This window comes from Pseudomonas poae (genome assembly GCF_001439785.1).
Taxonomy (GTDB): domain Bacteria; phylum Pseudomonadota; class Gammaproteobacteria; order Pseudomonadales; family Pseudomonadaceae; genus Aquipseudomonas; species Aquipseudomonas poae.
On record NZ_JYLI01000003.1, the window covers coordinates 245990 to 266160 of the forward strand.

Here is a 20171-nt window from a genome sequence, read left to right on the forward strand (position 1 = left end):
GAGCGGGCTTGCTCGCGAAAGCGGTCTATCAGAGAGATGCAGTAACTGACACTCCGCATTCGCGAGCAAGCCCGCTCCCACAGTTTTAAACTGGGCTAGATCCACCCGCTGCTTTGCATCGCCTTGTAGACCGCCACGATGGCCAGGATGAAAAACGCCGTCGCTGCCAGTCGGCGAATCAAGGTCAGCGGCAGTTTCTCCGCCGCAAAATTCCCTGCCAGCACCACCGGTACGTTGGCAATCAACATGCCCAGCGTCGTGCCGATAATCACCAGCCACAGCTCCGGATACTGCGCCGCCAGCATCACCGTGGCGATCTGCGTCTTGTCACCGATCTCCGCGAGGAAGAACGCAATCAGCGTAGTGAGGAACGGTCCGAACTTGCGCGTCGTGCTGGCCTCGTCATCGTCAAGCTTGTCCGGCACCAGCGTCCACAAGGCCGTGGCACAAAAGCTCGCGGCGAGAATCCAGTGCAGCACTGCGTCCGAGAAGAAGCTGCCAAACCAGGCGCCCACGGCACCGGCGGCCGCATGGTTGGCCAGGGTCGCGGCGACGATGCCTGCGATGATTGGCCAGGGTTTGCGAAAGCGTGCGGCAAGGATGAGCGCGAGCAGTTGCGTCTTGTCGCCGATTTCGGCCAAGGCAACGATTGCGGTGGGGACGAGCAGAGAATCCAGCATCAGGTAGGTTCCAGGGGCGGGTCGACACGGCTATGACACGTACAGCCCTCCCGCCCCGGGTAAGGTGTGCGTGTCATAGGTCTTGTCAAACCCCGGTCCGTCTGTGCGGACTCCTGGGTCGCATACGCCATGGTCTGTTGACCAAGTATGTTGACGTATGCCGGACGAGATTGAACTCGTGGGAGACTACTCCCCTAGGACGGAGCGGATTCTGCCTAGCCAGGACACATTCGGCAAGCCTTCTTTTTCAAACGCCCGTTAGGGACGCTTGGCGCGGTAAATGCGAAAACCGTTGCCCTCGGCCTTCACCGCACAGATGCCCAGGTGCTCTTCGATCAGCGGCTGATACTTGAGGAAACTGTTGGCGACCAGGCGAAGTTCGCCGCCTTTTGCCAGGTGTTTCGCCGCTTTTCGGAGCAGGTTTTCGGTGGCGAAATAATCGGTGTGCACGCCGACATGAAACGGCGGGTTGCTCAGGATCGCGTTCAATCCCATCGGCGCGGCGTCGATACCGTTGCCGGTCAGCACCTCGGCTTCCAGGCCGTTGGCTGCCAGGGTGAGGCGACTGCTGGCGGTGGCGAAGGCGTCTACGTCCAGCATCGTCACGCTGTTGTGCGGGTAACGCCGCTTGACCGCAGCCCCCAGCACACCTGCGCCGCAACCGAAGTCCAGCAGATGGCCGCTCGGCAGCTTGTCCAGATGCGCCAACAACAACTCGGTGCCGAGATCCAGGCGCCCGTGGCTGAACACGCCCGGCAGGCTGACCACTTTCAGCGGGCCCTCGGCCAGCGGCACCTCGAACACCTGTGCCAGGCTTTCCAGTTCAACGGCCTGCGGTGCATCGACCACGGTGATTTGCCACAGCTGGCAATGCCGCGCGTTATCCAGCTTGCGCGGTTTGCCGAACGGGACCAACTGCTTGGCGGCGCTTTCGATACCGCCTTTTTTCTCACCCACCAGAAACAGTTCGGCGCCGGGCAGGCGCGCGGCCACCGCATTGAGCAGGTAATCGGTGAGGTCCTTGGACTTGGGCAGGAAGATCACCGCCGCGTCGAACGGGCGCTCGGGCACATTCACGCCAAACGCGCTGCGCTCCGGGAAGCGTGCGTCGAGCGCTGCCTGGTCACCGGCATGCCAGCACCAGCCGTGGGCATTGGGCAGGCGACCGAGCAAGTCGTCGGCCGGCAAACCCACCAGCAGCAGGTTGCCTTGAAAAAGTTCGGGCTGGCGAAGCAGTACTTCACTGCGCGGATCCATGGTCAGCTCCTTGAAAAAGGGGCGCAGTCTATCAACTGACGACCCGCAGCGGGGCACCACTAAAAAAGCCCCGAGCGTTTTCCGCCAGTTGGCCGACGATACGCTGGCGCGCCTCGCGACTGCCCCAGGCGTTATGCGGCGTGACGATCAACCGAGGAGTATCACCGGCCAGCAGCGGGTTGCCATTGACCGGCGGCTCCACGCTCAACACATCCGTGGCGGCGCCGCCCAGATGCCCGCTGCGCAACGCGTCGGCCAGCGCCTGTTCATTGATCAAGCCGCCGCGTGCGGTGTTGACCACCAGCGCGCCGGGCTTGAGCAGTGCGAGCTCGCGGGCGCCGATCAAATCGCGGGTGTGCTCGTTGAGCGGGCAGTGCAGGGTCAGTGCGTCGATCTGCGCCAGCAACTCATCCAGCGGCACCCGATCCGCGCGGGCGGGGCGGCCAGGAATCGCGCCCAGCAGCACGCGCATGCCAAAGGCCTCGGCCAGCCGCGCAACGGCGCTGCCCAGTTCGCCATGGCCGAGCAGGCCGAGCGTCTTGCCTTGCAGCTCGACAATCGGATGGTCCAGCAGGCAAAACTGCCTGGCTTCCTGCCATTTGCCAGCGGCCACGTCGCGCTGATAGTCCTGCAGGCGCGTGGCCAGGTTGAGCAGCAGCATCAGCGTGTGCTGCGCCACCGACGGCGTTCCGTAGCCCTGGCAGTTGCTCACGGTGATGCCGTGGGCGCGGGCGGCCGCAAGGTCAACGTTGTTGGTGCCGGTGGCCGATACCAGGATCAGCTTGAGTTCGGGGCAGGCTGCCAGCGTGTCGGCGTCGAGCACGATCTTGTTGCTGATGGCGATCTGGGCACCCTGCAGGCGTTCGATCACATTCTGCGCGGTGGTCTGCTCGCACAGCTGCAGGTCGCTGAAGCAGGCCTGCAAACCGCTGAGGTCGAGGTCGCCAAGGTCGAGGGAGGGGTGATCGAGGAAGACGGCGTGGCGATTGTTCATGCTCAACTGTACCTTTTGCGGCGAAGTTCGAAGGCGTAATCTGCCGAGACTATCAGATGAAATAATCCGTTACGTAATGGGAGCGAACATGTACCTCGCCGAGTTTTTGACCGTGGCCCTCATTCACCTGTTGGCGGTGGCCAGCCCTGGCCCTGACTTCGCCGTGGTGGTGCGCGAAAGCGTCACCCACGGCCGTCGCGCCGGGACTTGGACCGCGCTGGGCGTCGGCTCGGCGATTTTCGTGCACGTGGGCTACTCGTTGCTCGGCATCGGCTTGATCGTGTCCCAGTCCATCGTACTGTTCAACGCGCTGAAATGGGCGGCAGCCGCCTACCTGCTCTACATCGGCTTCAAGGCTCTGCGCGCGCAGCCGGCCAAACCGCTCGCCGAGGGCGAGTTGCAGCGTGAAGCGGGCGAGCGCACGCCGCGTGGGGCGTTTACTGCCGGGTTCGTCACCAACGGCCTGAATCCCAAGGCCACGCTGTTCTTTCTGTCGCTGTTCACCGTGGTGATCAACCCGCACACGCCGCTGGCGGTGCAGGCCGGCTACGGCGTGTACCTGGCGGTGGCGACGGGGTTGTGGTTCTGCCTGGTGGCGATGCTGTTCAGCCAGCAGCGCGTGCGCGCCGGGTTTGCGCGGATGGGGCACTGGTTCGATCGCACCATGGGCGCCGTGTTGATTGCCATCGGCGTGAAGCTGGCGTTCACCAGCATGAAATAACCCGCTGGCGTTTCTCAAAAGCTGGCGCAAAGCTAGCATTTGCAGCGCTCTGCAAATCATTCCTTTGGCTGATTTGGTTGAAACACAAGGCCTCTACAGTGCAAGTCTTCAAGCCAAGACCGTGCAGTCATAAAAAGGGATTCGTATGTTGCAGACCCGTGTTATCCCGCCCGCCGAAGGCGCTTACCAATACCCGTTGTTGATCAAGCGCCTGTTGATGTCCGGCACCCGCTACGAAAAGACCCGGGAAATCGTCTACCGCGACAGGCTGCGCTACACCTATCCCACCTTGATCGAGCGCGTCGCGCGGCTGGCCAACGTGCTCACCGCAGCCGGGGTCAAGGCCGGTGACACCGTCGCGGTGATGGACTGGGACAGCCACCGCTACCTGGAATGCATGTTTGCCATCCCGATGATCGGCGCGGTGGTCCATACCATCAACGTGCGTCTGTCGCCGGAGCAGATTCTCTACACCATGAACCACGCCGGGGACCGCCTCGTGCTGGTCAACAGCGAGTTCGTCGGGCTCTATCAGGCCATCGCCGGGCAACTCACCACGGTGGACAAGACCCTGCTGCTCACCGACGACGACGCCAGCACCGCCGAGTTGCCCAACCTGGTGGGCGAGTACGAAACCCTGCTGGCTGCCGCGAGCCCCACGTACGACTTCGAGGATTTCGACGAGCACTCGGTCGCCACCACTTTCTACACCACCGGCACCACCGGCAACCCCAAGGGTGTGTACTTCACCCATCGCCAGTTGGTGCTGCACACCATTGGCGTGGCGACCATCATGGGCAGCGTCGACAGCGTGCGCCTGCTGGGTACCAATGACGTGTACATGCCGATCACGCCGATGTTTCATGTGCATGCGTGGGGCCTGCCGTACGTGGCGACCATGCTCGGCTTGAAACAGGTGTATCCCGGCCGCTACGACCCGGAATACCTGGTGGCGTTATGGCGCAAGGAGCACGTCACCTTTTCCCATTGCGTGCCGACCATTCTGCAAATGCTGCTCAACGCCAAGGCCGCCCAGGACGTGGACTTTGGCGGCTGGAAAATCGTCATCGGCGGCAGTTCGCTCAACCGCACCCTGTATGAAACGGCCAAGGCTCGGGGCATTCAACTGACGGCCGCCTATGGCATGTCCGAGACCGGGCCGCTGGTGTCCTGCGCCCACCTCAACGATGAGTTGATGGCCGGCAGTGAGGACGAGCGCACCACGTATCGCATCAAGGCCGGTGTCCCAGGGCCGCTGGTGGACGCGGCGATTGTCGACGCCGAGGGCAACTTTTTGCCCGCCGATGGGGAGTCCCAGGGTGAGCTGGTGTTACGTGCGCCGTGGCTCAGCGAAGGCTATTTCAACGAGCCGCAAAAGGGCGCCGAGTTGTGGGCCGGTGGCTGGATGCACACAGGTGACGTGGCCACCCTGGATGCTTTTGGCGTGATCGACATTCGCGACCGCATCAAGGATGTGATCAAGACTGGCGGCGAGTGGGTCTCGTCCCTGGCCCTCGAAGACCTGATCAGCCGCCACCCGTCGGTGCGCGAAGTCGCGGTGGTGGGCATCGCCGATCCGCAATGGGGCGAGCGCCCGTTTGCGTTGCTGGTGGTGCGCGACGGCCATGAGATCGGTGCGCGCGAACTCAAGGAACACCTCAAGCCATTCGTGGAGTTGGGCCACTTGAGCAAGTGGGCGATTCCGAGCCAGATCGCCGTTGTTACGGAAATTCCCAAGACCAGCGTTGGCAAGCTCGACAAAAAACGTATCCGCGTCGACATCATCGAATGGCAGGCCAACAACAGCACGTTCCTGTCCACTCTCTGAGCCCGTCCGCCGTGCCCGTTCGGGCACGGCAATGCTCTATCTTGCGGCTTTACTTGTGATTTGCCGAATTTCAGCCATCCTTCCCGCGTCGGCCTTCGCCGACGTGGCGAAAGGACTGTGGCAGACGGGTTGGTGATGCAAATCACACTTTAGAGGGATCAAGCGGTATGCCCTGCTGGCTATAGTCACTCACAGAGTTTTTCAAGGATGTTGCACTTCAGGCCATGGGGGCCTGGCTGCCGGACGGCATTGGAATCGTTGTATTCCGGCCGTTACACGCATCACCGAAAAAACTCACTGCCATAACAATAATGCACATGGAGTAGCGTCGATGACCTCAGTAAACCAGTTCTGGCGCCGGGCAAAACTGCCCCTGGCCGTCAGTCTCGCCTCTACGCTCGCCGGGCCTGCATTCGGCGTCAGTTTCAATATCGGTGAAATCGAAGGGAGCTTTGACTCGTCGCTGTCCGTGGGCGCCAGTTGGTCCACTGCCAAGGCCAACCGCGACCTGATCGGCGCCAACAACGGCGGCCGAGGGTTGTCCCAGACGTCCGACGACGGTCACCTGAACTTCAAGCGCGGCGAGACCTTCTCGAAGATCTTCAAGGGCATTCACGACCTGGAGCTGAAATACGGCGATACCGGCGTGTTTGTGCGTGGCAAGTACTGGTATGACTTCGAGCTCAAAGACGAAAGCCGTCAGTTCAAGGACATCAGTGACAACAACCGCAAAGAGGGTGCCAAATCCTCGGGCGGGCAGATTCTCGATGCGTTCATCTACCACAACTACAGCATCGCCGATCAGCCCGGTAACGTGCGATTCGGCAAGCAGGTGGTGAGCTGGGGTGAAAGTACCTTCATCGGCGGCGGCATCAACTCCATCAACCCGATCGACGTGTCCGCGTTCCGTCGTCCGGGCGCCGAGATCAAGGAAGGCCTGATTCCGGTCAACATGTTCTATGTGTCCCAGACGCTCACCGACAACCTGTCGGCCGAGGCGTTTTACCAGTTGGAATGGGACCAGACCGTTACCGATAACTGCGGCACCTTCTTCTCCCAGCCTGACGTGATCTCCGACGGCTGCAGCAATAACCTGCGGGTGCTGAACAAGCGCTCGACCATTCCAGGCGCGGCGTTGCCGACCCTGAATGCGCTGGGCGTGGACGTCAACGGCGAGGGCGTGCTGGTGCGCCGTGGGCCGGACCGTGATGCGCGCGACAGCGGCCAGTTCGGCATGGCCATGCACTACAACTTCGAACCGCTGGACACCGAGTTCGGCGCGTACTTCATGAACTACCACAGCCGTGCGCCGATCTTCAGTGCCCAGGGTGCGCCGGCGTCGGCATTCACTCGACCACTAGGGCCGCTGGCGGCACTGCGTCCGCTGATCGTGGCGGGCAGTTCCAACTACTTCGTCGAATATCCGGAAGATATCCGCCTCTACGGCTTGAGCTTCTCCACCACGCTGCCTACCGGCACCGCCTGGAGCGGTGAGCTGAGCTACCGTCCGAATGCGCCAGTGCAACTGAGCACCACCGATATCCTGTTTGCCGGCGTCACGCCGATTCCAGGCTTCGGCAACGCATCCGTGCTCAAAGGCAGCCCGGGCCAGGACCTGCATGGTTACAACCGCAAGGAAGTGACGCAGTTCCAGACCACCTTCACGCACTTCTTCGACCAGGTGATGGGGGCCAGCCGCCTGACCACCGTCGGCGAAATCGGCGTGACCCACGTGGGCGGACTGGAGAGCAAGTCCCAGGCCCGTTACGGCCGCGATCCGGTCTTCGGTCCGGGCACCTTGCCGGGCGGGTTCTGCAATGCGCTCAACGCTTCCACCGCCAGCGGCGCCGGTCTGCCGAATGCGGCCGGCCTGAACACCAACTGCAGCAACGACGGCTACACCACCGCAACGTCGTGGGGCTACCGCGCACGCGCCATCTGGGAATACCCGGACGTGTTCGCCGGGGTCAACCTCAAGCCGAACGTAGCCTGGTCCCATGACGTCAAGGGTTACTCCCCAGGCCCTGGCGGCAACTTTGAAGAAGGCCGCAAGGCGGTCAGCCTGGGCCTGGATGCCGAGTACCAGAACACCTACACCGCGAGCCTGGCCTACACCAACTTCTTTGGTGGCAAGTTCAGCACCGTGGATGACCGCGACTTCGTGGCCTTGAGCTTCGGCGCCAACTTCTAAGCACACTTTTCCAAGCGACATGCATTTTCAGGAAGAACAAGAACATGAAAATAAGCAAAAGTCTGTTGCATATCGGTGTGCTGGGGCTGTCGATCATGGCGAGCCACGTCATGGCCGCCGTCTCGGCGGATGAAGCCGCCAAACTGGGCACGAGCCTGACGCCGATGGGCGCCGAAATGGCCGGTAACGCGGCCGGCACCATTCCTAAATGGTCACCCATGCCCACCAACGCCGGTGCGGTCGATGCCCGTGGTTTCCTGGCCAACCCTTATGCCAGTGAACAACCGCAATTCACCATCACCGCGCAGAACGTCGAGCAGTACAAGGACAAGCTGGCGCCGGGGCAGTACGCGATGTTCAAGCGCTACCCGGACACCTTCAAGATGCCGGTCTACCCGACCCATCGCGGCGCCACCGTGCCGGCGGATGTGTTCGCAGCCATCAAGAAGAACGCCACCACCACCAACCTGGTGTCTGGCGGCAATGGCCTGGAAAACTTCGAAACGGCCGTGCCGTTCCCGATTCCAAAGACCGGCGTTGAAGTGATCTGGAACCACATCACCCGCTATCGCGGTGGCAGCGTGACGCGTCTGGTCACCCAGGCTACGCCGCAAACCAACGGTTCCTACAGCCTGGTGTACTTTCGCGACCAGTTTGTATTCCGCGACAAGATGAAGGACTTCGACCCGAAAAACCCGGGCAACGTGCTGTTCTACTTCAAGCAGCAAGTGACCGCGCCGGCGCGTCTGGCCGGTGGCGTGCTGCTGGTGCACGAAACCCTTGACCAGGTGAAGGAGCCGCGTTCGGCGTGGGTTTACAACGCCGGTCAGCGTCGTGTGCGTCGGGCGCCGCAAGTGTCCTATGACGGTCCGGGCACCGCCGCCGACGGCCTGCGTACCTCCGACAACCTCGACATGTACAACGGCGCCCCGGACCGCTACGACTGGAAGCTGGAAGGCAAGAAGGAAATCTACATCGCCTCCAACAGCTACAAGATCGACGACCCCAAGCTCAAGTACGCTGACATCATCAAGGCCGGCCACATCAATCAGGACCTGACGCGCTATGAACTGCGCCGTGTCTGGCATGTGGTCGCCACCTTGAAGGAAGGCCAGCGCCATATCTATGCCAAGCGTGACTTCTTCATCGATGAAGACACCTGGCAGGCGGCGGTGATCGACCATTACGACGGTCGTGGTCAACTGTGGCGTGTCGCCGAAGCCCATGCCGAGAACTACTACGACAAGCAAGTGCCGTGGTATGCCCTGGAAACCCTCTACGACCTGCAGTCCGGCCGCTACCTGGCGCTGGGCATGAAGAACGAAGAGAAACAGGCCTATGACTTCGGCTTCACCGCCAGCACCAGCGACTTCACCCCGGCGGCGCTGCGTCAGGATGGTGTTCGCTAAGCGATAAGGGTTCCACACTGGGGGAGGGGGCAAGCCCCCTTTCCACATTTCTTGTCGCAGTTCTTTTTAAGGCAAATGTTGCAAAGATCTACAAGGCAGCTGCTTTTACCGCTAGTCTGCGGACATCTGCAATGCCGACAACAGCCTTATACAAGAGCCCGGCGATGACTGATCTGTCCCGAATCCAGGGGCCTGCCAGCGCGGTCATGCCGCTTCTGGGAGGTCGCTTCTACAGGCCTCCGCTGCCTGACGGCTACGTGCCGCGACCCCGCTTGTGCGAACGGCTGAGCGCGGGGCTCGAAGGGCGGTTGCTGCTGGTCAGCGCGCCGGCAGGGTTCGGCAAGAGCTCATTGGCGGTGGAGTTCTGCCAGGCGTTGCCGGCCCATTGGCAGAGCCTGTGGTTGGGCTTGAGTGCGAGGGACAGCGATCCGGGGCGATTCCTCGAACGGCTGCTCGAGGGTTTGCAGCACTATTTCCCGCAGATCGGCGTCCAGTCTCTGGGCCTGCTGAAAATGCGCCAGCGCCATCAGCCCTTTGCCTTCGAAGAATGGCTCGACGGCCTGCTCGACGAGCTGACGCTTTACCTTTCCACCCGTGCGCCACTGTTGCTGGTGCTGGATGACTACCATCTGGCCCAGGGCCCGGTGCTGGATCGCTGCCTGCAATTTTTCCTCAATCATCTGCCTGATGGCCTGGTCTTACTGGTCACCAGTCGCCAGCGTCCCGACTGGCATCTGGCGCGGCTGCGTTTGTCCCGGCATCTGCTGGAACTCAACGAACAGGACCTGCGCCTGACCCACGCCGAATCCCTGGCGGTACTGGACCACCACAGCAACTCACTGCGCGGCGAGGCGCTGGAAAACCTGATTCGCCGCAGTGAAGGCTGGGTGGCCGGCCTGCGTTTCTGGTTGCTGGCCGCGTCCGAGGCTGGCAGCGAAGAGGCTTTGCCGCAGAGTCTGCACGGTGGCGAGGGGCTGATCCGCGATTACCTGCTCGAAGAGGTGATCGACTGCCTGCCGCCTGAAGTGCAGGCCTTTCTATTCGACACCGCGCCCCAGGAGCGTTTTTGCAGCGAGCTGTGCGACGCCGTGCGCGAGGCGCACGACAGCGCGGAAATCCTGCGCTACCTGCAAGCGCACCAGGTGTTTCTCGTGCCGCTTGACGATCAAGGCCACTGGTACCGCTATCACCATTTGTTCTCCGACCTGTTGCGCACCCGCCGCGCCAGTGCCGCCGTGCTGCCGGCGGCGAGCCTGCACCTGCGTGCCTGTCGCTGGTTCAATGCCCAGGGCTTGATCGATGAGGCCGTGGAGCAGGCACTGCGCGCCGGCCATCTGGATGTGGCGGCCAATCTGGTGCAGAACTTGTCCGAAGAGCAACTGCTGGCCGAGCAGAATATCGGCATGTTGCTGCGCTGGAAAATGGACCTGCCCGACAGCCTGCTGATCAGCACGCCGCGCCTGATCGTGCTGTACAGCTGGGCATTGGGTCTGGCCTGCCAGCTGGATGCGGCGGAAGAACTATCCAGCTATCTCAGCCGCTTTCTGCCGGCGCCGTCGGCCACTGCGCAAAGGTCGATGCTGGCCCAGTGGCTGGCGTTGAGCGGGATCATCGCTCGGGGGCGTGGCGACCGTGAGCTGACCCAACGTTACTGCAGCGAAGCGTTGGAGAGTCTGCCGCAGCGGCGTTATGGCCAGCGCCTGATATGCCTGTCGACGCTGTCCAACCTGGCCATCGTCGACGCCGACCTGTGGCGTGCCCGTGGTCTTAACCGTGAGTCCCTGGAACTGGCGCAACGGGTGGGCAACCCGCTATTCGAGGCGCTGGCCCATTACGACCGCGCGCGGGTATTGCAGGCGCGCGGCGAGATCCTGCGTGCCCTTGATGAAGTGCGCCAGGGCCTGCAGCGCCTGCAAGGCCTGGCGCCGCAGCGTCTGTATGCGGTGCGTGCGCGGCTGTCGCTGTACGAAGGGTATCTGCTGCTGATGCGCAATCAGTCCGACGCCGGTATCGCTTGTCTGCGCGCCGGCCTGGCCGAAGCCCGGGCGTGCCGCGATATCAGCGTGCTGATAGGTCATTGTGTGATCGCCAGCTTTGAAGGACGCCGCGCAGGCTTCGCCAAGGCCTTTGCCGAACTGGCCGAGGCCGAGCGCCTGATGCATATCTGGGACGTGCCGCCGATCTACTACCTGGCAATGATTACCCTGATCAAATGCGAGCTGTGGCTGGCTCAGGGCCGCACCGAACTGGCGGACGCGTGGCTTGCGCGGCTAGCGCAGACCTACAACGGCGAGCATGCGGCCGCTGCGCCAGAGTTTCACCCGCATCTGGCGCAGCATATCGAGCTGCAGCAGGCCGCCCTTGATGCCATTCGCAATCAGCCCGCTGCCGCGCTGCAACGTCTCGGCGACCTGGCGCAACACGGCCACGATAGCGGGCGCCAGATGATCGCCCTGCTGGCGCTGACCCAGCAGGCGCAATTGCTGCTGGACTGCGGCGACGAAGCCAAGGCACGCCCGGTACTGGCACGTGCACTGCAAGCGGGGGCGGGCGGCGCGTTGCTGCCGTTCCAGCGACTGCTGGACGCGTACCCTGAGTGGATGCGCGAGCAACTGGGCAAAGACGCCCAGGACGTGCTCAATCAAAGCTTGCTGGCCCTGCTGCCGGCAGCGCTGGCGCCCGACACCATGCTTGCCCACGAAACCCTCAGCAGTCGGGAGCTGGCGGTGCTGCAATTGATCGCCCAGGGCTGCTCGAACCAGGAAATCAGCAACCGGCTGTTTATTTCCCTGCACACGGTCAAGACCCATGCGAGCCACATCAACAGCAAGTTGGGGGTGGAGCGCAGGACGCAGGCCGTGGCGCGGGCGCAGGCGTTGAGGTTGATTGGTTAAGCGCTGGCTTTTTCGAAAGCGCTGGCCATGTATTCCTGTTCCCGTTGCGAGAGGCCAATGGCTTTGGCGACGGTGCGCCAATGACTGACTGAATTGCTGCAGTCTGCAATTATTTCATCGGCATCCGCGAGGCTGATTCGGAAGAATCCGGCGACTTCCCTCGCGAGCTCAAGGTCGAGAGTGTTGTCGTATTCCGTGATGTTCAGCTTCAATCCATCCCCGACAGGCGTTGGGTTCAAGTCATAGGCGTCCGACAAGCGCCACCCCTTGCCGGGTTCGAGAATAAAGCCATGATTGCGCAAATGATCGTCGGTGTTCGACGCGAGGATGTTGAACACGATACGTGTCCACAGCTCCTTCAGATCCTTATCGGTGTTCGAGCCATGGCGCATCAGTATTTCGGCCAGCTCAAGGTAGCTCGCTCCACTTCCCGCGTCGTCGCCGTCTACATGTCCTGTCAGCGTCATGGCAGAGGCAAAATGGAGGCGGCCGCCTGCTGCGGTTCGGTCGAAGCGTTTGACCATGAAGCAATGGTGATCACTGGCATAGCGCCTCCCAACCGCAGAGGCAACGCGTAAGCCGCAGCCTTTGGCCAAGGCATTGACTACCAGTTCCCAGCCACCCACATCGTAGGTATCGCGGGTGGAGGGGAACTTGGCGATCCACAGGTGACTGTTTGTGTCCGACACACTCGCCTTGGGACGGGCGCCGCCAAGGGAGCCGCCGGGCGCGATCAGCATGCGCAGCCATTCCCGTCCTTCAGGAGCACGGTTTTCCGGGTCGTTCTCCAGCGCGCGGCTGGCCCTTTCAAGGGCATGCAGCTCGATAAAGGGGGGCGCCGCAACCGCGTCCCGATCATCAAGGAAGTTGCCGCTATCGTTCAGTCGGTAGCGCAGAGCGCCAGCGCGATAGAGGTCATGCACGCCCAGCAAGTAGTCCGATTCCCCGAGTCGAGTGTCTGCACTGACTGCGCCTTCTCGTATATCGCGCTCCAGTCGACGCTGCATGAGGAGCCGTCCCCAGCGGTCAGGGCATGAATCGCTGAATACGCCAAACATGTTCCGGCCATTCGCTGGGAACTGCGCCCCCGCGAAAGGCCCGATACTCGGATCGATCTGAATGGCGCTCAGTGTTGGATTTTGCAGAGAGGCCGGATCGGTTTCGTACTCGAATTTTTCGCTTGTACGGGTTTTTCGAGTATGCAGCCAGCCAAGGCGCACGGGGCCGTCGATGCCTTCCCAGTCGGCGTACACCCCTATCATTGTCATGGCCTGTCTGTCCTTTTTCGCGCCGGAATCAGCGCTGCAAGCGAATCGCTGCTGAGCGTGTCCTGTTCAAGCGAGGGTTCGAATGTTGAGGCTAGCGGCTCGTTAAGAATGGGAGCGTTCTTTGTTGTAACTTTCCCTGACTTCAATCGGGCGTCCCTATGAGACACAGCGGCTTTGCGGGCCAACAGCGCAGCATCCTGCAGATGCCGGCCCAACTCATCTTCTGCGGCAACGACGTTAAGGTCTGTTTCAAGCCCCAGCACTTGCAGGACTGCCAGATAGGCGCCAATTGTGCTTCCGGATGAGCCACGCTCAAGCGCGCGCAAAGTCATCTGCGACATGCCTGCACGTTCAGCAGCCTGTTTTGCGGTAATTTTACGCCGCATGCGCGCCAGTCTTATGCGTTCGCCGAAATCCGAGAGGAGACGCTCAGTAGCAGGCAACAGGGGAGATACTTTTTTTGCCATGCCAGTATTCCTGCATTTTCTGAGTTTTGATGAAAGAATAATAGCACCTTAAACTCTGTTTAAAAGTGCAATTATTCTGGCGTAATAACTCGCTTTCTTATAGTTTAATAGCACAATGTCACCGTTAACACGCAGTTGGATAGGTGAGGCTTGGAGGAATCGGGCTGTCCTGTCTGGAGAAGCGTTCCACTGGAACTGCAGGCCGCGTTCAGCCTGGGTCTGCTACGGTCTGTAAAGCGACAAGAACGGGTTGCCCTCGATGCCCCTCGGCTAGCCGCCACGGAATCTTTACCATTTGTCGCGTTCAAAACTCGGCACAGGCCAGTTGCCAATGTCCTCTGCATCACAGAATGCAAAAGTAGGAGCTCTCTTCATGTTCACTCCGCGTCGTCTGCTTGTTGTCGCCACCGCCGTAGCCCTGTTGTCCGGCTGCGCTTCTCCCAATCCCTACAGCGGCAATCAGGGGCAGGCCAGCAATGGTTCCGAGGGCGGGATGAGCAAGACCGCCAAATACGGCGGTCTTGGCGCCCTGGCCGGTGCCCTGGCTGGCGCTGCCATCGACCATAACCACCGTGGCAAGGGCGCGCTGATTGGGGCGGCAGTTGCCGGTGCCGGTGCTGCCGGCTATGGCTATTACGCCGACCAGCAGGAAAAGAAACTGCGTGAAAGCATGGCCAATACCGGCGTTGAAGTGCAGCGTCAGGGCGATCAGATCAAGCTGATCATGCCGGGCAATATCACCTTTGCCACCAACTCGGACGCGATCGCCAGCAGCTTCTATCAGCCGCTGAACAACCTGGCCAGCTCGCTCAAGCAGTTCAGCCAGAACACTATCCAGATCGTCGGCTACACCGACAGCACTGGCAGCCGCCAACTGAACATGGACCTGTCCCAGCGTCGCGCCCAGAGCGTGGCCAATTACCTGACCTCCCAAGGCGTCAGCCCAGCCAACCTGAGCGCACGCGGTGCCGGCCCGGATAACCCGATTGCCAGCAACTCTGACGTGAACGGCCGTGCGCAAAACCGTCGCGTCGAGGTCAACCTGGGCCCGATCCCTGGCCAGCAATACGGCCAACCGGCTGGTCAGCAGCAGGCGCCACAGCAAAACAACCAGTTCCAGGGCAACCCGTACCAGCAGTACCAATAAGCCCCGGCCACTAAAAAGGGCGCCGTGCAATCAATGCACGGCGCCCTTTTTTATGGCGGCGGTTTGGATCAGTCGATGTATTCGAACACCTTCACGATCTTCTGCACGCCGGACACGCCCTGTACCAGATTGGATGCGCGGGTCGCTTCCGCCTGAGTCAACAGGCCCATCAGGTAAACGATACCGTTGTCGGTAACCACTTTGATCCGCGAGCCCGGCACCGCGTTGTCGGTGAGCATCTGCGCCTTGATCTTGGTGGTCAGCAGGGCGTCGTTGCTGATGGCCAGCAGCGTGATCGGGTCCATCACCTGCAGCTCATTGTGTACTTTCTTGACCCGCTGCACCGCCGAGGCGGCTTGTTCGGCCTGGGCCTTGAGGTCGGCGCGCGGCGTTTGCCCTGCCAGCAGTACCACGCCGTTGAAGCTGGTCACTACAATGCGCGAAGCGCCGTTGCCCAGATCGGTCGCGGCCTTGGCCACGTTGACCTTGACCTTGGTTTCGATCAGCGAGTCATCAATGGTGCTGCCGAAGGTACGCGTGCCCCTGTCGTCCTGGATGGGGGTATCCCGTGTCGCGGTGATGGCCGTGCTGCAACCGCTGATGCCGAGGCACAGCGCAATAGTCACCAGGCTGAGTCGTTTAACGGTCATTCTTCACTCCCGAACAGTTGACTGTCGATCAGATCGCACAGGCAGTGGATCGCCAACAGGTGGACTTCTTGAATACGTGCGGTGACATTGGCCGGGACGCGAATCTCGACGTCTTCGGGCAGCAACAGCGAGGCCATGCCGCCACCGTCGCGTCCGGTCAATGCTACGACAATCATTTCGCGATCATGTGCGGCCTGGATCGCTTGAATAATATTCGCCGAGTTGCCGCTGGTGGAAATCGCCAGCAGCACGTCACCTGGTTGGCCCAAGGCGCGAATTTGCTTGGAGAAGATTTCGTTGTAGCTGTAGTCGTTGGCAATCGAGGTGATCGTCGACGAATCGGTGGTCAGGGCAATGGCCGGCAGGCTCGGGCGCTCGCGCTCGAAGCGGTTGAGCAGCTCGGACGAGAAGTGCTGGGCATCGCCGGCGGATCCGCCGTTGCCGCACGAAAGCATTTTGCCCTCGTTGAGCAAGGCATTGACCATGACCTGACTGGCTTGCTCGATGTGCGGTGCAAGTACGTCCATCGCCTGTTGCTTGGTGTCGATGCTGGCCTGGAAAAGCTGGCGAATTCGGGATTGCATGTCCATCTGTGTGACCTTAAGTAGCGCGGCTGTTTGGCACAGAAATGTGCAGCCCGCAAAGCAAAGAGCAAAAATGTAGGGTGAAGATGCCCGGCGAATCAGCTGTCGAAGGCGCTTTTGAGCCAGTTCAGATCAGCCTTGCCAGACGGTGTGCTTTCTATGGCAACCACATCGAAACGGCAGGGGGCGTCGGACCAGCGATGCTCCTTGAGCAGAAAAAACTGCGCGGCGAGTATCAGCTTCTGACGTTTGCGCCCGTCGATACTGGCGAGCGCGCCACCCCATTGTGCGTGTTTTCTGTAGCGGACTTCGACGAATACTACTGTATCGCCGTCAAGCATGACCAGATCAAGCTCGCCGCGTTTACACAACCAGTTCTGCGCCAGCAGGCGCAGACCCTGTTGCTGCAGGTAATTCAGAGCTTGCAGTTCGGCATCCTTGCCGCTTTGTGCGCTGGACCGCTCAGGCATCAGCGTGCGGTATCGGGCAGGCGCTGGACCTCGCCACCGACGAACTTGGCCCATGGCAGTTGGCGGTCAACGCGTTGGTTGGTGCTGATGCCCAGGCTGCCCGACAAGCCGTCAATGCGGCTGTCCGGCAGTGCCTTGAGCTGGCCCAGACGCGGCGCCAGGCGGTAGGCATCGACGCCCATCGCGTACAGACGGCCGAGGCTGCCATTGGCTTGCGGCCACTGCGCCGCCACCTGGTTGCGCAGGGGGTCGGTGGTGTTGAGCAGCCATGGCGTTTCGCAGAACATCACGTTGGTCATGTCCAGGTACTGGTTTTTGTCACCGCTGGCGCTGAACACGTGGGACGTGGCATACACAGGCACATCGCCGGCGTACTGGAAGTTCAGGGTCGGCTTGATCTGCTGGGCCAGTTGTGGCGGCACGGCCAGGAAAATGAACTCGATGTCCTGGCGGCGCGAAGGCTGGGCTGCGACGTCAGTGCCTACAGCGTTTTGCAGGCTCTTGGCGCGGCCTTCGCTTTTACGCAACTGGAACAGGTCGGCGATCTGCTGGGCGAGGGCGACCGGCTGATCGACGTACTCGACACCCAGCACCGTGCCGCCATTGGCTTCCCAATCCTGACGGAAGGCTCTATAGACACGCTCGCCCCATTCGCCACGGGGCACCATTGCGGCAGCACGATGCAGGCCGTCGGCACGAGCGCGGCGTGATACTTCGCGGGCTTCATCTTCAGCCGCCAGGCCAAACTGGAACAACTGCGCCGGGTTTTGATCGGTTTCGCTGTAATTCAGCGCCAGGGTGGTAATTGGCAATTGGGGACGCGCGCTGAGCTGCTTGACCAGCGGCTTCTCGAGAGGGCCGACCACCAGTTGCACGCCGGCGGCCTGGGCCTTGGCGTAGAAGTCATCGAGGGAGGTCAGGCGCGAGCTGTCGTAGAACTCGATCACCGGTGGCTTCTGCCCGGCTTGTTCAGCCTGGTAGTGCGCAGCCATGAAACCTTCACGCAGGGCCTTGCCGACAGCGGCCAGAGGGCCATCCTGGGGCAGCAGCACGGCGATTTTGTTCAGGGGTTGGCTGGCCAGTTCCTTGAGCTTGGTCAGTGGCGTCGGCAGCTGCACGGCCGCTGGGTGGCCAGGATTTTGCGCGCGCCAGGTGTCGATGGCCGCCTGTTGTTGCTCCAGGGTGCCGGCGCCCTTGACTGCCTTGGCCAGGCTGATCCAGCCGTCCAGCGTGGGATTGCCAGTGGCTTGCAGCTGTTCTGCCGGCAGCGCGGCAATCAGGGCCCATATTGCGTCGTGGTTGCTGCTGGCGGCATCGCCTGTGAGCAATGGCGCCATTGCCACACGCTCGCGCGCAGCGGCCAGGATTTGCCCGTCGGCTTCATAAGCGCGTGCATGCACGGTGCCGGTACGCACCTGCTGCTCTGCTGGCAACTGCTTGAGGTTTTGCAGGCTTGGATGGTTCAGGGCGGCCAAGGCAGCCTTGGGCTGATTGCGCGCCATGGCCAGTTCGGCCGCCAGGGTGCTGGCAAAGACTTGCGGGGCTGGTTTGAGGGCGTCCAGAGGCACCTGCGCGAGGATTTGCGCCGAGCGGCCGGGGTTGTTCTGCTTGTAGGCCAGGTCGGCCGCGCTCAGGCGCAGCAGCGCAGCCTGTTCGGGCGTTTTGGCGGTGGTGGCCTGTTCGAGCAGTTGCTCGATACTGGCGTCCGGGGTCCGTGGAAGGTCGCCAAGGCTGGACGAGGGCGAGCTGGCGCACGCGGCCAATAAGGCGGCGAGGCAGAGGGCGGAGAGCAGCCGCAGGCAAGCGATCATGTAAGTGTCCTGATACCGATCAAATTAGCGTGGAAGTGTACCCAAGCACTGGCCCAGGCGCGATGTTAGTGGCGTTAAAGCATTGAATAAGGTCGTGCAAAGCGTTTCCACCACCTCTGGAGTCTGAGCAGGCACTCTCGGTGATGGCACATTTTCAAGGCCTCTACGCGCTACAATGCGCATTTGCCAATCATAGAGGTGTGCGTTTTGACTGCTCCAGGTCCTTTGAATTCCACTGCAGGCGCGCTTTTTGTCGTGGCGACGCCTATTGGCAACCTGGATGACATCAGTTCCCGGGCGCTGAAAATCCTGCGCGAGGTCAAATTGATCGCGGCGGAAGACACGCGGCACTCGCAGCGGTTGATGCAGCACTTTGGTATCAGCACGCCACTAGCCGCGTGCCACGAGCATAACGAACGGGAAGAAGGCAGTCGGTTTATCACCCGACTGTTGGCGGGTGATGATGTTGCGCTGATCTCCGACGCGGGTACGCCGCTGATCTCCGATCCGGGTTACCACCTGGTACGTCAGGCGCGTGCCGCAGGTATTAATGTAGTGCCTGTTCCTGGAGCGTGCGCATTGATTGCTGCATTATCTGCTGCGGGCCTGCCATCGGACCGCTTTATCTTCGAGGGTTTTCTGCCGGCCAAGACGGTGGGGCGTCGTGCCCGTCTTCAGGCGGTAAAGGAAGAACCGCGCACCCTGATCTTCTATGAGGCGCCGCATCGCATCCTTGAATGCCTTCAGGACATGGAGCTGGTATTCGGCGGTGATCGTCTGGCGCTGCTGGCGCGCGAACTGACCAAGACATTCGAAACCCTCAAGGGCTTGCCGCTCGAAGAGTTGCGCGCGTTTGTTGAGGGCGATAGTAACCAGCAGCGCGGCGAGTGCGTGGTGCTGGTCGCGGGCTGGACCGCACCGGAGAGCGAAGACGCGGTCGGCAGCGAGGCCATGCGCATCCTCGATCTATTGCTCAAGGAGATGCCGCTCAAGCGGGCTGCAGCCCTGGCAGCAGAGATTACCGGGCTGCGCAAGAATGTCCTGTATCAGGTGGCGCTGGATAAACAGAAGGCCGAATAGTTCCGGGGGTAAGCAGGCATTTCGTCTGAACGTGATGGCATTGCTGCACTTTTAATACTTGTCCTGAGGCCGCCGGGCCGTTAACCTTCTCGGCGGAGAGTCGATTGGACAGTCGCTGCCCTCTATGAAAATTAGGGGGGGGAGGAAAGTCCGGGCTCCATAGGGCGAAGTGCCAGGTAATGCCTGGGAGGCGTGAGCCTACGGAAAGTGCCACAGAAAATAACCGCCTAAGCACTTCGGTGCCGGTAAGGGTGAAAAGGTGCGGTAAGAGCGCACCGCACGACTGGCAACAGTTCGTGGCTAGGTAAACCCCACTTGGAGCAAGACCAAATAGGGTCCCAAGGCGTGGCCCGCGCTGGGACCGGGTAGGTTGCTAAAGATGTCCAGTGATGGCCATCATAGACGAATGACTGTTCAAGACAGAACCCGGCTTACAGATCGACTCTCCACCTTTTTCCTTCTGTCCGACTCCGGGACAGAAAACCGGTAGTAACGCAAGAATCCCTCCCTGCCAAATCATTGGCAGATGCGTCTTCGTAATACCAAAAAAATCTTACTCTTAATAAATCACTTTAACTTTAAGCCATAGCTCTTTGAGCTATTTACGCTTGATGAGCCAAAAGTACCGTCAAACTCTGATTTCTCCTCCCTTAACGCTCGTAAATCTCCGTTCTGTAAGGCTTTTCCGTGTATTCGCGCCTTGACGGTGTGGTGGGCGCA

16 protein-coding genes, 1 other RNA gene and 1 riboswitch are annotated in these 20171 nt (G+C 61.2%); of the genes, 8 read left to right on the top strand and 9 right to left on the bottom strand.

Annotated elements, in window-relative coordinates:
• Positions 1-95: 95 nt before the first annotated feature.
• From TU75_RS04880 to TU75_RS04890, 3 genes are all read right to left on the bottom strand, one after another.
• A complete protein-coding gene (locus TU75_RS04880; protein WP_004372026.1) occupies positions 96-680 on the bottom strand; it encodes a TMEM165/GDT1 family protein in 585 nt (194 codons plus the stop codon).
• An 87-nt stretch (positions 681-767) separates the two neighbouring features.
• A riboswitch (yybP-ykoY riboswitch) is annotated at positions 768-888 on the bottom strand.
• Between the two features lie 50 nt (positions 889-938).
• Complete coding sequence (locus tag TU75_RS04885; protein WP_060548333.1) at positions 939-1937, bottom strand: methyltransferase; 999 nt, start codon at positions 1935-1937, stop codon at positions 939-941.
• Positions 1938-1968: 31 nt separating this feature from the next.
• Positions 1969-2931, bottom strand: a complete 963-nt coding sequence (locus TU75_RS04890) for a 2-hydroxyacid dehydrogenase (RefSeq protein WP_060548334.1) — start codon at positions 2929-2931, stop codon at positions 1969-1971.
• Positions 2932-3019: 88 nt separating this feature from the next.
• On the opposite strand from TU75_RS04890, the gene TU75_RS04895 reads away from it, so the two are divergent.
• The 5 genes from TU75_RS04895 (at position 3020) to TU75_RS04915 (ending at position 11974) form a co-directional block, all read left to right on the top strand.
• Positions 3020-3652 carry a LysE family translocator gene (locus TU75_RS04895; protein WP_004372020.1) on the top strand — a complete coding sequence of 211 codons (633 nt, stop codon included), beginning with the start codon at positions 3020-3022 and terminating at the stop codon, positions 3650-3652.
• A 145-nt stretch (positions 3653-3797) separates the two neighbouring features.
• Positions 3798-5480, top strand: coding sequence for a fatty acid--CoA ligase (locus tag TU75_RS04900; protein WP_060548335.1), 1683 nt, complete (start codon positions 3798-3800; stop codon positions 5478-5480).
• 331 nt (positions 5481-5811) lie between these two features.
• Positions 5812-7671 (top strand): DUF1302 domain-containing protein, encoded by a 1860-nt coding sequence (locus TU75_RS04905; protein ID WP_004372017.1) that lies wholly within the window; start codon positions 5812-5814, stop codon positions 7669-7671.
• 44 nt (positions 7672-7715) lie between these two features.
• A complete protein-coding gene (locus TU75_RS04910) occupies positions 7716-9080 on the top strand; it encodes a DUF1329 domain-containing protein (protein WP_004372014.1) in 1365 nt (454 codons plus the stop codon).
• A 164-nt stretch (positions 9081-9244) separates the two neighbouring features.
• Positions 9245-11974 carry a winged helix-turn-helix domain-containing protein gene (locus TU75_RS04915; protein ID WP_060548336.1) on the top strand — a complete coding sequence of 910 codons (2730 nt, stop codon included), beginning with the start codon at positions 9245-9247 and terminating at the stop codon, positions 11972-11974.
• Here TU75_RS04915 and TU75_RS04920 read toward each other — a convergent pair.
• Both TU75_RS04920 and TU75_RS04925 read right to left on the bottom strand, forming a co-directional pair.
• Positions 11971-13242 (bottom strand): type II toxin-antitoxin system HipA family toxin, encoded by a 1272-nt coding sequence (locus TU75_RS04920; RefSeq protein WP_004372007.1) that lies wholly within the window; start codon positions 13240-13242, stop codon positions 11971-11973. The genes TU75_RS04915 and TU75_RS04920 overlap by 4 nt on opposite strands.
• Positions 13239-13709 carry a helix-turn-helix domain-containing protein gene (locus TU75_RS04925; RefSeq protein ID WP_004372003.1) on the bottom strand — a complete coding sequence of 157 codons (471 nt, stop codon included), beginning with the start codon at positions 13707-13709 and terminating at the stop codon, positions 13239-13241. Before TU75_RS04925 ends, TU75_RS04920 begins: the two co-directional genes overlap by 4 nt.
• 373 nt (positions 13710-14082) lie before the next feature.
• Between TU75_RS04925 and TU75_RS04930 the strand changes: the two genes are divergently transcribed.
• On the top strand, positions 14083-14856 hold the full coding sequence (locus TU75_RS04930; RefSeq protein ID WP_015371194.1) for a YiaD family glycine zipper/OmpA-like lipoprotein: 774 nt from the start codon (positions 14083-14085) through the stop codon (positions 14854-14856).
• A gap of 68 nt (positions 14857-14924) precedes the next feature.
• On the opposite strand, the gene TU75_RS04935 is transcribed toward TU75_RS04930, so the two are convergent.
• The 4 genes from TU75_RS04935 to TU75_RS04950 form a co-directional block, all read right to left on the bottom strand.
• Entirely contained in the window at positions 14925-15506 is a 582-nt protein-coding gene (locus TU75_RS04935) for a BON domain-containing protein (RefSeq protein ID WP_004371998.1), read from the bottom strand.
• A complete protein-coding gene (locus TU75_RS04940) occupies positions 15503-16096 on the bottom strand; it encodes a phosphoheptose isomerase (RefSeq protein WP_007904374.1) in 594 nt (197 codons plus the stop codon). Before TU75_RS04940 ends, TU75_RS04935 begins: the two co-directional genes overlap by 4 nt.
• A gap of 92 nt (positions 16097-16188) precedes the next feature.
• A complete protein-coding gene (locus TU75_RS04945) occupies positions 16189-16560 on the bottom strand; it encodes a YraN family protein (protein ID WP_004371996.1) in 372 nt (123 codons plus the stop codon).
• Entirely contained in the window at positions 16560-18371 is a 1812-nt protein-coding gene (locus TU75_RS04950; protein WP_015371195.1) for a penicillin-binding protein activator, read from the bottom strand. The genes TU75_RS04945 and TU75_RS04950 overlap by 1 nt, the downstream gene beginning before the upstream one ends.
• 207 nt (positions 18372-18578) lie before the next feature.
• Between TU75_RS04950 and rsmI the strand changes: the two genes are divergently transcribed.
• Together rsmI and rnpB are read left to right on the top strand one after the other, a co-directional pair.
• Positions 18579-19451, top strand: coding sequence for a 16S rRNA (cytidine(1402)-2'-O)-methyltransferase (gene rsmI, locus TU75_RS04955; RefSeq protein ID WP_060548337.1), 873 nt, complete (start codon positions 18579-18581; stop codon positions 19449-19451).
• Positions 19452-19547: 96 nt separating this feature from the next.
• Positions 19548-19901, top strand: an RNA gene (rnpB, locus tag TU75_RS04960) — RNase P RNA component class A.
• Positions 19902-20171 lie beyond the last annotated feature (270 nt).